The 12,533-nt window shown below is 69.2% G+C and carries 11 protein-coding genes and 1 tRNA gene; 9 read left to right on the top strand and 3 right to left on the bottom strand.

What is annotated here, in order from left to right; genetic code table 11:
* Nucleotides 1–37 precede the first annotated feature (37 nt).
* The 4 genes from phnD (at nucleotide 38) to QY307_07620 (ending at nucleotide 5,744) form a co-directional block, all read left to right on the top strand.
* Nucleotides 38–1,825 (top strand): phosphate/phosphite/phosphonate ABC transporter substrate-binding protein, encoded by a 1,788-nt coding sequence (gene phnD / locus QY307_07635; protein ID WKZ81956.1) that lies wholly within the window; start codon nucleotides 38–40, stop codon nucleotides 1,823–1,825.
* A 129-nt stretch (nucleotides 1,826–1,954) separates the two neighbouring features.
* Entirely contained in the window at nucleotides 1,955–2,707 is a 753-nt protein-coding gene (gene phnC, locus QY307_07630; protein ID WKZ81955.1) for a phosphonate ABC transporter ATP-binding protein, read from the top strand.
* A 2-nt stretch (nucleotides 2,708–2,709) separates the two neighbouring features.
* Nucleotides 2,710–4,761: an ABC transporter permease subunit gene (locus QY307_07625; GenBank protein ID WKZ81954.1), complete on the top strand. Its 2,052-nt coding sequence runs from the start codon at nucleotides 2,710–2,712 to the stop codon at nucleotides 4,759–4,761.
* On the top strand, nucleotides 4,758–5,744 hold the full coding sequence (locus QY307_07620; GenBank protein WKZ81953.1) for an HD domain-containing protein: 987 nt from the start codon (nucleotides 4,758–4,760) through the stop codon (nucleotides 5,742–5,744). The genes QY307_07625 and QY307_07620 overlap by 4 nt, the downstream gene beginning before the upstream one ends.
* 9 nt (nucleotides 5,745–5,753) lie before the next feature.
* Here the strand turns inward: QY307_07620 and QY307_07615 are convergent, their stop codons facing one another.
* On the bottom strand, nucleotides 5,754–6,542 hold the full coding sequence (locus tag QY307_07615; GenBank protein WKZ81952.1) for a hypothetical protein: 789 nt from the start codon (nucleotides 6,540–6,542) through the stop codon (nucleotides 5,754–5,756).
* A gap of 78 nt (nucleotides 6,543–6,620) precedes the next feature.
* Here QY307_07615 and QY307_07610 point away from each other — a divergent pair, with 78 nt between their 5' ends.
* The 3 genes from QY307_07610 to QY307_07600 are packed head-to-tail and all read left to right on the top strand — an operon-like array spanning nucleotide 6,621 to nucleotide 7,821.
* On the top strand, nucleotides 6,621–7,001 hold the full coding sequence (locus QY307_07610) for a PspC domain-containing protein (protein ID WKZ81951.1): 381 nt from the start codon (nucleotides 6,621–6,623) through the stop codon (nucleotides 6,999–7,001).
* Nucleotides 6,998–7,597, top strand: coding sequence for a LiaF-related protein (locus QY307_07605; protein WKZ81950.1), 600 nt, complete (start codon nucleotides 6,998–7,000; stop codon nucleotides 7,595–7,597). Before QY307_07610 ends, QY307_07605 begins: the two co-directional genes overlap by 4 nt.
* Nucleotides 7,594–7,821 carry a DUF5668 domain-containing protein gene (locus tag QY307_07600; GenBank protein WKZ81949.1) on the top strand — a complete coding sequence of 76 codons (228 nt, stop codon included), beginning with the start codon at nucleotides 7,594–7,596 and terminating at the stop codon, nucleotides 7,819–7,821. The genes QY307_07605 and QY307_07600 overlap by 4 nt, the downstream gene beginning before the upstream one ends.
* Here the strand turns inward: QY307_07600 and QY307_07595 are convergent.
* Together QY307_07595 and QY307_07590 are read right to left on the bottom strand one after the other, a co-directional pair.
* Entirely contained in the window at nucleotides 7,797–8,435 is a 639-nt protein-coding gene (locus QY307_07595) for a hypothetical protein (protein ID WKZ81948.1), read from the bottom strand. The two genes, QY307_07600 and QY307_07595, sit on opposite strands and share 25 nt — an antisense overlap.
* 279 nt (nucleotides 8,436–8,714) lie before the next feature.
* Nucleotides 8,715–11,267, bottom strand: coding sequence for an EAL domain-containing protein (locus QY307_07590; protein ID WKZ81947.1), 2,553 nt, complete (start codon nucleotides 11,265–11,267; stop codon nucleotides 8,715–8,717).
* A gap of 85 nt (nucleotides 11,268–11,352) precedes the next feature.
* Between QY307_07590 and QY307_07585 the strand changes: the two genes are divergently transcribed.
* Entirely contained in the window at nucleotides 11,353–12,288 is a 936-nt protein-coding gene (locus QY307_07585; GenBank protein ID WKZ81946.1) for a diacylglycerol kinase family lipid kinase, read from the top strand.
* A gap of 16 nt (nucleotides 12,289–12,304) precedes the next feature.
* A tRNA-Arg gene (locus QY307_07580) sits at nucleotides 12,305–12,378 on the top strand.
* Nucleotides 12,379–12,533 lie beyond the last annotated feature (155 nt).

Raw genomic sequence — 12,533 nt, 5'->3', positions numbered from 1 at the left:
GCTGCCGCCGAACATTGCCTATTCAGGAGCCAAAGCCATGCGAGTACGCAGGTTGTTGGGGTTGGTCCTGGTCCTTGCCCTCGTAGCCGCCGCCTGCGGCGACGACGACACCGCGACCACGACCACCGCCGCCGACACCACCACGACCGCGGCGAGCAGCCTCACCCAGAAGGAGGGTGTGCTCACCGTCGGATCCGACATTCCTTGGGAGCCGTTCGAGTTCTTCGACGACTCCGGAGAGGTTCTCGGCTTCGACGCCGACCTGATCAACGAGATGGCCTCTCGTCTCGGGTTGACCGTCGAGTGGGTGGACACCGACTTCGACACGATCTTCACCCAGCTGGCCACGGGCCGCTTCGACGTGGTGGCGTCGGGAACGACGATCACCGAACAGCGCTCCCAGCAGGTGAACTTCACCGTTCCCTACTACCGGGCGCAGCAGGCGCTCACGGTCAACACCGACGAGACTCCGTTCATCGACGGCACCGAGGACCTCGGCGCCGGTGACTCGGTGGCCGTCCAGACCGGCACCACCGGCGCCGACTGGGCCGCGGCCAACCTGACGCCCCAGGGCGTCGAGGTGGTCGAGTTCCTCGAGGCCCCAGACACCTACAACGCCCTCGAGGCGGGCCAGGTGACCGGCGTGATCTTCGACTTGCCATCGGCCGTCGCCGAGGCCGCCAACCGGGCAGGCCTCGAGGTCGTCCAGGTGATCGACACCGACGAGGACTACGGCTTCGGCGTGGACCCGGAGCGCACCGAGCTGCTCGCCCAGCTCAACGCGGCGCTCGAGGACATGTTCGAGGACGGCACCTACCAGGCCATCTACGACGCATGGTTCGACGCCCCGGCGGGAAGCGTCCTCTACGAGGAGCCGGCCCCGGTCGCCCTCGGCACCGAGGACAACCCGATCCAGGTGCTGTTCGTGCCTTCGGTCTCGGCCGAGGAGATCATCGCCGGCGGCGAGCTGCTCGCCGAGGCGCTGAACGAGGCCACCGGCCTCTTCTTCGAGGTGTCGGTGCCGACCTCGTACGCGGCGACGGTGGAGGCCATGTGCGCCGCCCCCGATTCGACCATGGGGTTCATCCCGGCTCAGGCCTATGTCCTGGCCAACGACCTCTGCGGGGTCGAGATGGTCCTCAAGGCCGAGCGCTTCAACTACACCGAGTACTGGACCCAGTTCATCGTCGCCCGCGACAGCGCCTTCGAGTCGATCGAGGATCTCGCAGGCGCCTCGTGGGCGTACCCGGACGGCGGCTCGACCTCGGGGTTCCTGGTTCCTTCGGGGATGTTCGAGACGCTGGGGATCGAGCCCGGTGAGACGGTCGAAGCCGGCGGGCACACCGCCGTGGTCAAGGCCGTCTACAACGGCGAGGCCGACTTCGGCACCACGTTCTTCAGCCCGATCATCGACCTCGACGGCAACGACGTCTGGGACGGCACGGCGGAGAACGCCGACATCCCGGCCGACGCCATCGAGAGCTGCGGTCTGGTGGAAGGCGACCTCGTCTGCGGCGATCTGCGTCCCCGTGACGCCCGCCGCAACGTGCGCGAGGAGCTGCCCGACGTGATCCAGAAGGTGCGGATCCTGGCGCTGTCCGAGCCGATCCCGAACGACGGCCTGGCCTTCGGGCCGGAGTTCCCGGACGACCTGCAGGGCGACATAGTGGCCGCCCTGAAGGCCTTCGCCGCCGACGACCCCGACGGGTTCGCCACGGCGTTCGACGCCTACTCGTGGAGCAGCGTCACCGAAACCGACGACTCCGAGTTCGACGTGATCCGGGCCCTGCTCGAGGCGCTCGGGTTCGACCTCGACGACCTGTAATCGACAGCGACCTGAGGAGGAAGGGGCGGGGCCCAAGGCCCCGCCCCTTCCTCGTTCCCGGCGTCGGCGAGGTGTGCCTCACTCCGATGCGCTAGAAAGAGCCGACACTACGGGGGAGGGCCGGGCCGGATGCTCGAGGTGAAGAACCTCACCAAGATCTACGAGGGCGGCGTTCTCGCCCTCGACGACATCTCCTTCGAGGTGGCGGAGGGCGAGTTCCTCGCCATCATCGGGCTGAGCGGCTCCGGCAAGTCGACCCTGCTGCGCTGCATCAACCGGCTGATCGAGCCCACCGCCGGGACCATCGTGTGGAACGGCGAGGACATCACCCTGGCCCACCAGGAGGACCTGCGCCGCATCCGCCGACGGATCGGGATGGTGTTCCAGCACTTCAACCTGGTGCACCGCTCCAAGGTGATCACCAACGTGCTCGCCGGAAGGCTGGGGTACGTCAACCCGGCGATGAGCCTCATCAACCGGTTCCCGGCGAGTGACCTGAAGAAGGCACATGCACAGCTGGCCCGGGTGGGGCTCGAGGACAAGGCGACGGCGCGCGCCGACGAGCTCTCCGGAGGGCAGCAGCAGCGGGTGGGCATCGCCCGGGCGCTGATGCAGGACCCCCGCATGATCCTCGCCGACGAGCCGGTGGCCTCGCTCGACCCGGTGCTCGCCCACGGGATCATGCAGTACCTGGAGGACATCAACCAGAGCGACGATGTCACCGTGCTCTGCAGCCTCCACTTCCTCGACCTGGTCCATCGCTACGCCGACCGGGTGGTGGCCCTCAACGAGGGCCGGATCGTGTTCGAGGGCGCTCCAGCCGACTTGGACGACGAGGTTTTCAGGAGCATCTACGGCAAGGACGCGGAGAGGGTGGGCTGAGCATGGCCCACAAGGAGAGCCAGAAGCAGCACGCCAACCCGGTCACGCGCTTCTTGACCCTGGTCCTCACCATCCTCGCCGTGGTCGTGGTCTACGCCTTCGCCTTCGAGCGCACCGACGTCGACCTCACCGAGGTCAAGGACGAGCAGCGCCAGACCCAGCTGATCCGCATCATCCGGGGCCTCGCCCGGCCCGACCTGATCACCCACGAGACCGAGGAGGCGCAGGTCACGGTGCAGGTGATGACACCGTGCCCCCTGGGCGGCTTCAAGCCGGTGGCGCCACAGGCGGGCGAGCCGTTCATCGAGATGTTCCCCACCTGTGCTCTGCCCGAGTCCGAGGTGACGGTGCGCGGCGGCAACTTCCCTCCCGGCCAGTCGGGCCAGCTCTCGTTCATCCCGCCCTCGGGGGTCAGGCTGAACACGACCTCGATCACCGCCGACGACGCCGGCTCGTTCTCGATCACCTACACCCTCCCCGATCGTCCCGACGACGCCGTTCAGGAGCTGCGGTTCGTCACCAAGGTGCGCACCGGCGGCTGGACCTGGTCGAAGTCGACGATCGAGACCTGGGACAAGATCATCGAGACCCTGATGCTCGCCCTGGTGGCCACCACGGTGGGCACGGCGGTGGCGATCCCCCTCTCCTTCCTCTCGGCGCGCAACCTGATGCGCACCATCAAGGCGCCGCTCTCGTCGGTGGCGCTGTTCATCATCGGCCTCCCCACGGGAATCTTCGTCGGACGACAACTGGGAAGGTGGGTGACCGACTCCGTCGAAGCAGTTGGCGACCAACCGGTGCTGCTGCTGGCGCTCGCCCTGGGCATCGCCGCCGCCGCCTGGGCCCTCCTGCGGGCCACCCTCCCCGAGGAGGACGAGGCGCCACCCACCCGCCGGGAGCGCCTGATTCGCTGGGGTGTGGGCATGACCGTGGCCGTGGCCATGCTCTTCGCCTTCGGGTTCTTCGGCCGGTTCCTGCTGGAGGTGGGGGGCGACCTGCAGGATGCCCTCGGGGCGTTCGGGTTCCTCGGCGGGTTCTTCCGGGTGATCGGCGACCTCACCACCACATTCCTCACCGTCGTCGCCGCCGTCACCACCGGCGTGGTGTTCGCCATGATCGGCAGCCGGACCGGTCACCTGGTCCGGCAGCGACTTCGGCCGTCGGTGGCCGGGATCGTGCGCCTGGTGCTGGGAGGGGCGGCAGTGGCCGTGATCGCCGCCGCCATCGGCGCCATGGTGCAGTGGCTGTACCAGCTGAACGCCACCTCCAACGCTCGTGCCACCACCGCCGGCGGCGCCCTGCTCGCCCTCGCCGGCGGCGCCGTGGTGGGCCGGCTCGGCCGCAGCGCCATCCCCGATCGATGGGGTGCGCTCGCCACGGCCATCCGCTTCGTGGTCGGCATCGCCGGGGTGCTCGTCGGGCTGTTCCTCGGAATCGTCCTCGGGATGGCCGCCGACGCCGCCATGGCGCCGTTCGGAGCCGAGGGCACGCTGTGGGCGCCCGCCCTCCTCGGCGCCGTGCTCGGTGCCGTCGGGGTGTTCCTCACCCGACGGTGGGATCAGCTCCCGGCAGGCATGGCGACCTACTACGCGGCGCGCACGCTGTTCAACGGCATCCGCTCCGTGGAACCCCTGATCATGGCGATCGTCTTCGTGGTCTGGGTGGGGATCGGACCGTTCGCCGGCTCCATCGCCCTCGCCCTGCACACCACGGCCGCCCTGGCCAAGCTCTATTCGGAGCAGGTGGAGAGCATCCTGGTCGGTCCGATCGAGGCGGTCACCGCCACCGGAGCCACCCGGCTGCAGACCATCGTCTACGCCGTCGTGCCCCAGATCGTTCCGCCCTACATCGCCTTCACCCTCTACCGGTGGGACATCAACGTCCGCATGTCCACGATCATCGGGTTCGCCGGCGGAGGGGGCATCGGGTTCCTGCTGCAGCAGAACATCAACCTGCTCCAGTACCGGGCGGCTGCGGTGCAGATGCTGGCCATCGCCATCGTGGTGTCGACCCTCGACTTCGTCTCCGCCCGCATCCGGGAGCGCATCGTTTGAGCCGCCTGATCCGGCGGACCCGCCAGATCGCCGAGCAGTGGGAGCAGGAGCATCTCGCCCCGGGGGCCGCGCGATCGGCGCAGGGCGGCGGGCGACGGCTGCCCGAGGAGCCGGACCGGCACCGCACCGCCTTCGAGAGGGACCGCGACCGCATCCTGCACACCAAGGCGTTCCGTCGCCTCAAGCACAAGACCCAGGTGTTCATCAACCCCGACGGTGACCACTTCGTCACCCGCCTCACCCACACCCTGCAGGTCACCCAGATCGGTCGTTCCATCGCCGCCTACCTCGGGCTGAACGAGCCGCTCACCGAGGCGATATGCCTGGGACACGACGTCGGGCACTCGCCCTTCGGACACATCGGAGAAGAAGCACTCACCCCATACGTCGCCGGGGAGTGGCATCACGCCGCCCAGAGCGTTCGGGTGTTCGAGGTCCTGGAGCCGTGCAATCTCACGGTCGAGACCCTCGACGGCATTCGAGCGCACTCATGGAAGATCGACCCCCCTCCGGAGACCGAGGAGGGCATGGTGTGCCGGTACGCCGACCGCATCGCCTACCTCACCCACGACGTGCACGACGCGGTGCGCGTCGGGGTGCTCGACTACTCCGACCTGCCGGCGGAGGCGGTGGCTGCGTTTGGGCCGCCGGAGACCTGGATCGCGGTGATGATCGAGGCGGTGGTGGGGGCGTCGGTGGAGGCGGGAACGGTCACCATGCACCCCGAGGCCCTGGAGGCGATGACCCTGCTGCGCGACTTCATGTTCGATCGGGTGTACCTGCGCCCTGAGGCCGACGAGCAGCGGCGTCACGCCATCGACGTCATCCGCGACCTGGTGGACCACTACTCGGCGCGTCCCGACGAGGTCCCCGACACCTACCGCCACCAGGACGCCGGGGCGGCCGCCGCCGCCATCGATTACGTGTCGGGGATGACCGACCGTTTCGCCCTGCGCGACTGGGAGCGGATCGCCCGCCGCTGATCCGCCGATTCAGCGAGGCCGGAGGGCGGTGCCGATCAGGGCGGCGGCCACCGGCCCCAGCACACCGACGCCGCCGAGCGCCGCGGATGCAGCGACGGTCCCGGCCGCGAACACCCGCGCCGCCCGGACCCGGCCGGGGTGGATGACGCCTCCCTCGCGGTCGGTGCCGGTGACGACCTTCACCGGCCCGGCGATGGCCGCCAGCCCGAAGAGCGCAACTCCCCCATCGATCGCCTCGAGACCCCAGACAAGGCCGCCCTCCACGGCCGCTGCCGACCAGGCCGCAAGAAGCCCAAGGGCGATCGTCGTGGTCGCCACCGGGCCTCCTCGACTCGGCCCGAACCAGGTGGCACCCGTCGCCGCTGCTGCAACCGCCAGGACCGCCGTCCCGACGGGGGTGCCGATCGAGAGCCCGGCCAGGACCAGCAGGACCAGGGCATCCACCCATTGGAACCGCCGTCCGGTTGTGCCGGCGACGAGGCGAGCGACCAGCAGCACGACCCCGGAGGACAGAAGCTTGGGGCGATCCAACAGCAGAAAGACGGGACCGAGCAGGGCGGCCACCGCGGCCACCCCAGGCCGGTCCGGGTGCAGCTCGCGGGCGAGTGCCCAGGCGATGAAGAACCCGCCTCCCGAGGCCACACCCCACCCGACCGCCTCGGCGAGACGCTCCCCGGCGACGAGGGCGGCGAACCCTCCGGCCGCCCCGGCCACCACCGAGCCACCGAGCACGAAACGGTTCGAAGGGAGGGTGGGATCGAATCCCCTCGAGTTCCCGGAGCGGATCTTTGCTGCCATGACACACCAAGCTAGGCGCCCGGCGCCATCGAACCGCACTCCAGGAAGCGTCCGGCCACCGACGCTATTCTTGGTGACATGGCAGCCGACCTGCGGCGCGTCTACCGAAGCACCGAGGACCGCATGCTCGGCGGTGTCGCCGGCGGGCTAGGCGAGTACCTGACCATCGACCCCGTGCTGATCCGCATCGCGTTCGTCGCCCTCGCCTTCACCGGAGTCGGCGTGCTCGCCTACGTGATCGCCTGGATCGCCATCCCCGAGGAGCCCCAGGGCCACGAAGCCGGACCTTCGACTGGCCCGGCCGGGCTGACCACGCCACGCCTGGTGATCGGGGCGGTGCTGGTGGCCGTCGGGGTGATGGCGATGCTGGAATGGGTCGCACCGCTGCGCAGGCTGATCGGACCGGCGATCCTCATCTTCGTCGGCGCCGCCCTGCTCACCACGGGGATGCGCCGATGACCCACCCGGGCAACACCGATCGCCGCATGGGCCGGATCGTCACCGGTGTGCTCCTGGTGGCCATCGGCGGCATGTGGCTGGTCGAGGCGTACACCGACGTCGACGTCTCCTGGGGGGTGATCCTCCCGGCAGCCCTCATCCTCGTGGGGTTGGCACTGGTGCTCGGATCTTCCAGCGGCCGCCACGGCGGCCTGATCAGCTTTGGAGTGGTGCTCACGATTTTGGTGTTGCTCTCGGCGGCCATCGAGGTGATCGCCGAGGTGCCTCTTGCCGGAGGGATCGGGGAGCGAAACGAGGCTCCGACCGAAGCGGCCACCGAGTACCGCTGGGGAGTGGGCAAGATGGTGATCGACCTCACCGGGACCACCGAGTTCCCCGAGGTGATCGAGGTGTCCCTGGTGATGGGGGAATTGGTCGTCGTCGTGCCCGAGGGGGCGGTGGTCGAGGTGCGCGGCACCGCCGGCATCGGTGACGTCCTAGTGCTCGGGCGCTCCTCGGCGGGATTCTCCCCCGAGGTCGTCGAAACGCCCCCGAATCCGGAGTTCAAGATCGACGCCCGCATAGTGATCGGCAAGGTGGAGGTGCGAACCGGATGAAGCGGCACCTGGATGCGCTGATCAGCGGCCTGCTCTTCATCGTGATCGGCACCGCCTTCCTGCTCGACGCACTCGATGTGTGGACGATCCGCATCGAGCGGCTGTGGCCGGTCGCTCTGGTGGCCGTCGGCCTGGCGATCCTGCTCGGAGGGCGAAAGGCATCCCCGGAGCCACCATCCGACGACGCCGGGCCGGCGCCTCAGCCCACCGAAGAACCCGACTGAGTCCGGCTCCGATCGTGATGGAAGGGCAGGCTCGCCGCCGCCAGCCACGGATCCTCGACGCCTGAGTCGAAAGGCTGGCTCCGGTCCGGGACCCGGGACCCGGCCTCGGCCTGCCGAACCTCCCGTAACCAGCTCCAGAGGATCACCGCCAGGCCCAGCATGGAGATCGCCAGGCCGCCCCATCTGATGCCTGCGGCGACACGGTCGGTGAGGTGCAGGGCGTCGAAGTGGCCGAGGATGTACGCCCAGTCGTGCTCCCCGCCCCCGACCAGTGGGAGGCGCATGGTTACGGCGTCGCCGGCGTACACCGAGACGTCCCACGCCGAGGTTCCCGCCCAGGCGAGGCAGAACCCACCGGCGAGCCGGTCGCGACGCGCCACACCGAAGTACCAGGCGAACGCCAGCGGCAGGGCGACCTGGAGGAAGGACCCCGCCATGAACATGGCGATCCTGGGAAGGGGCATGGCCAGCATGTGCCCTGCCTCGTGAACCGCCAGGTCGAACCAGTCGAGGAACGGCACCGGGCGCTGCAGCCCGAACGCCCACCAGGTGATGGCGCCGGCGACACCGAGCCCGGTGAGATGCCTTCCATGATGATGCCAGGTCCGCTGCATTTCGATCCATCGGCGCCCCCGGACGCCACCTTCAGGGCAAATGGGGGCGGAAACGAGTCACGGGCCCCGGAGGGCCCGTGACGGAAAGGCACGATCGAAGATCGAAAATCAGGTCCAGGAACTGCTCTGGGCTTGATCCCGGTGGGAGCCGGGGCCCTGTGAGCGTCCCCTCTGCATCGATGTCGAGTGGGAGTGGATCGTGTCCATGTGGCTCTGATGTGATCGACCCTTCGCCCCGGATCCTGAAGTGCCATCCGGCCGATGGTCACTTCGGACTAGTCACCGATCGGATGACGCCTCGGGGACCACGTACCGGCCGGACTCGCCATGGAACTGCATTCCGGAGGAGAGCCAGGTGGTGAGGTCGGCCAGGCCCATGGGGTGGGCCACGTAGAAGCCCTGGGTCTGGTCGCATCCCGCCTCCCGCAGCAGGTCCCAGACGGCACCGTTCTCCACCCCTTCCGCCACCACCTCCATGCCGAGGCTGTGGACGAGAGCGACGGTTGAGGTGACGATCTTGGCGAGACGCTCGTCGACCGCCATGTCCATCACGAAGGACCGATCCACCTTGACCTGATCGACGGGCAGGCGGCTCAGGTAGGAGAGCGACGAGTAGCCGGTGCCATAGTCGTCGATGGCCAGGCCCACCCCCACCTCGTCGAGTGCGGCGAGTACCAAGCGGGCACGGGCCGAGTCGGCCATCATCGTCGACTCGGTCACCTCCAGGACGAGCAGGTCGGGACTGGTGTGATACTCGTCGAGCAGACGGACGATCAGGTCGGGGAACTCGGGGTCGTTGAGCGACGAGGCGGCGATGTTGACCGCCACCGACAGTTCGTGCCCGGCGCCGCGCAGACGGGACATGTCACGCAGCGCCGCCCTCAACACGTGCTCGGTGAGGCGGCGGATCAGACCGGTGCGCTGAGCGAGCACGATGAACTCGTCGGGGGTCACGATCCCGTGGCGGGGGTGGTGCCACCTGGCCAGTGCCTCGACCCCGGTCACGGCGCCGTCGGCGAGGGACGCCTTCGGCTGGTAGTGGACGGCGAGCTCACCCGACTCGATGGCGTGGCGCAGCTCCCCGGCCAGGGCGAGCCGCCGGGTGCTGTATCCGTCTGAATGCGGGTCGTAGACCTCGAAGGTGGAGCCACCCGACTTGGCCTCGTACATGGCGACGTCGGCGCGCCGCAACAAGGTGGCGCCGTCGGAGCCGTGCTCCGGGGCGAGGGCGATACCGATGCTGCCGGTCACCTGGATCGAGAGACCCTCGCTGAGGAACGGCCGCTGCACCAGGTCGCCGATCTTGCGGGCCCACTCCGATGCCTCGAGAACTCCGTCCACCTCGCGCAGGACGATCCCGAACTCGTCTCCACCAAGGCGAGCCACGTACTCCTCGCCACCCACCGCCTCCGAGAGTCGCATGGCGATGTCCTGGAGCAGGGAGTCGCCGCGCTGATGACCCAGGGTGTCGTTGACCTCCTTGAACCGATCCAGGTCGATGAGGAGCACCGCCACCCGGGTCGAGTCCTGGCGGGCACGCCGCACGGCCTCCTCGACGGCGATGTTGAAATGGAGCCGGTTGGGGAGCCCCGTGAGGGCGTCGTGCAGGGCCTGGTACTCCTTCTGCCCCACCTCGCGACGGAGCCGGTCGACGAGGCGCCCCCGTTCGAAGGAGACCCGGGCCTCCCGGGCCAGCGTCTCTAGCAGCTCGATCTCGCCGCGGGTGAAATCGGCTCCGCGCGGGTTCCCCACGACGATCAGGGTGGCGGTCCCTCCCCCGCCCTCGAGGCAGACGAACATGGCGTCTTCGATGCCCTCGGCCCGATAGTGGTCGGCCAGCGCCTCGGGTGCGTCTGAGAGCAGGAACGACGTGTGGCCGGCGGCCAGGCACTGGGAGAGTGCCGCCAGCACCGCAGGAGGGGCCGGGTGTAGACGATCGGGCCCCTCCACCGGACGGGTGGTGACGGTGGACCCGACGCCTCGCGACAACACGACCTCGGCGTACTCGGCATCGAACAGGTCCTTGACGCTGGTCAGGGTCGAGTCGACCAGCTCCTCGGTGTCCACCGCACCGTCGATCGCCGAGGTGAACTCGAAGGCGGCCTCCAGGTTCTCGTAGCGTGTGTTGAGCGATCCGTACAGGCGCAGCGAGCCCTGGAGCACGGCGGCGAGTGCGGCCACGGCCACCAGCGACAACGGCTCCATGGCGTAGAGGGCCAGCCCACCGACGGCGAGGGCGGTGGAGCCCGTGGAGATGGCGAGGCCGGCGGCCATCGAGCGCAACACGCTTCCGAGGGGTCGACCCGGCTGGTTGAGCACGATGGCCAGGCTCACCAGCACCGCACCGAGGATAAGGGCCACCACCAGGGCGAGGGCCCCGACGGCGAGTCCACCCAGGGATGCCTGCGGCCGATCGGCGAGGAGCGTCCGGTACACGAACAGGGCCGCCGAGGTCTCCAGGTAGAAGAGAGCCATGTTGAAGGCGAGCTTCACGCCGCGCGACCCCCGATGCAGCACCAGGGCGGTCCCGGCACCGAGCAGCCTTCCGACGATCAGAGCCTCCGGGGAGGCGAGTGCGAGGCCGAGCAGGAGGGGGATCTCGGACAGGGACGAGGTGTGGGAGTCGCGGCGCACGTCGAGATGGATGACGAACACCTCGGTGGCGAGGAACCCGACGGCGACCGCCCACCAGGCGAGGGCGTGTGCCGGCACGGGGACGGCGCGCGACGCTCCCAGCAGGTAGAGCGGGATCGCCACCGCCACCATCACTGCCATGAGCGTCCCGAACCATGTCACGCGGCGACGCATGCGCGCCGCCCGACGGGTGGACATGAGGTCCCCTTCTCTCAGTATTCGCCAGGGATCTTGTCGGCGGGTCTGGCGGGCTCCTGTAGCGATCCCTGAGTAGCCTCCCGCCGTGCCTTCGCTCACCCTCGTGGTCAACCCCCGGGCCGGGAACGGACGCGTGTCACGCGAGCTGCCCCGCCTCGTCGAGGCACTGCACGCCGCCGGAATCGACCCGACGGTGGCGATCACCGAGGGCGCCGGCCATGCCACCGACCTCGCCCGAAGCGCCTCCGAGGGTGGTGCCGAGACCGTGGTGGCGGTGGGCGGGGATGGCACGGTCAACGAGGTGGTCAACGGTCTGGTGGCGGCAGACCGTCCCGTCGGCGGGGCGGCTCTCGGTGTCGTCGCCGCCGGTTCGGGGGCGGACTTCGCCCGCACCTTCGGTTTCCCGGCGCACACCGATGGGTCGCTGGAGGGCATCGCGGGCGATGTCGTGCCGCTCGACGTGGGGCGGATCGACTGCATCGGCCGGAACGGCGAGCCGCTCACCCGCTACTTCGTCAACGTGGCCGAGGCCGGGCTCAACGCCTCGGTGGTGCGGGGCGCCGAGCGTCTTCCCCGGCGGGTGGGCCGGGCGCGCTACGTGATGGCCTTCTGGCCGGCGCTGGCCCGGTACCGCCAGACGACACTGGAGGTGACCGCCGACGGCGCGACCTTCCGGGGCCGGGCGTTCAACGCCCTGGTGGCGAATGCCCGCTGGTTCGGAGGAGGGATGAACATCTCGCCTGGTTCGACTACCGATGACGGCATCGCCGAGATCCAGGTGAACACCGGCCCCAAGCGCCAGGCGTTCACCCTGGTCCCGAAGATCTACAAGGGATCCCACCTTCCCAACCCGCGGATCATCGAGATGACCGGGATGGCGGGTCGCATCGAGAGCGACCGGCCAATCCCCGTGGAGGCCGACGGCGAGCTGATCGGCCTGACCCCCATGGAGTTCCGCATCCTTCCCGGGCTGCTGCGGCTTCGAGTGCGCCCGGGCTTCCGATTCGACCCTCCGGCGTAGTACCTTTCGCACCCAAGCGCCCGTAGCTCAATTGGATAGAGCGTCTGACTACGGATCAGGAGGTTGGGGGTTCGAGTCCCTCCGGGCGTGCCGCGCGAAACCCCTGCTCAGGCGGGGGTTTCGGCGCGCGGGGGTTTCGGCGCTCGAGTCGCCGCCATGCCGCGGGAGCCATTCTCGGGAGCCATTCTTCACGCCAGTGACGATCTCCTCGATCAGCACGACATCTTTCGCAGGACGCCTCGCGC

The sequence above is a fragment of the Acidimicrobiia bacterium genome, assembly GCA_030584185.1.
In the GTDB taxonomy this organism is placed as follows: Bacteria; Actinomycetota; Acidimicrobiia; order Spongiisociales; family UBA11373.
Note: the sequence above shows the minus strand (reverse complement) of the source record. Positions and strands in the feature narration are given on the sequence as shown.

Excerpts from the sequence above, each read along its gene's own strand:
- phnD (WKZ81956.1), top strand. The coding sequence starts at position 38 with ATGCGAGTACGCAGGTTGTTGGGGTTGGTCCTGGTCCTTGCCCTCGTA.
- phnC (WKZ81955.1), top strand. The coding sequence starts at position 1,955 with ATGCTCGAGGTGAAGAACCTCACCAAGATCTACGAGGGCGGCGTTCTC.
- QY307_07625 (WKZ81954.1), top strand. The coding sequence starts at position 2,710 with ATGGCCCACAAGGAGAGCCAGAAGCAGCACGCCAACCCGGTCACGCGC.
- QY307_07615 (WKZ81952.1), bottom strand. The coding sequence starts at position 6,542 with ATGGCAGCAAAGATCCGCTCCGGGAACTCGAGGGGATTCGATCCCACC.
- QY307_07610 (WKZ81951.1), top strand. The coding sequence starts at position 6,621 with ATGGCAGCCGACCTGCGGCGCGTCTACCGAAGCACCGAGGACCGCATG.
- QY307_07605 (WKZ81950.1), top strand. The coding sequence starts at position 6,998 with ATGACCCACCCGGGCAACACCGATCGCCGCATGGGCCGGATCGTCACC.
- QY307_07600 (WKZ81949.1), top strand. The coding sequence starts at position 7,594 with ATGAAGCGGCACCTGGATGCGCTGATCAGCGGCCTGCTCTTCATCGTG.
- QY307_07595 (WKZ81948.1), bottom strand. The coding sequence starts at position 8,435 with ATGCAGCGGACCTGGCATCATCATGGAAGGCATCTCACCGGGCTCGGT.
- QY307_07590 (WKZ81947.1), bottom strand. The coding sequence starts at position 11,267 with ATGTCCACCCGTCGGGCGGCGCGCATGCGTCGCCGCGTGACATGGTTC.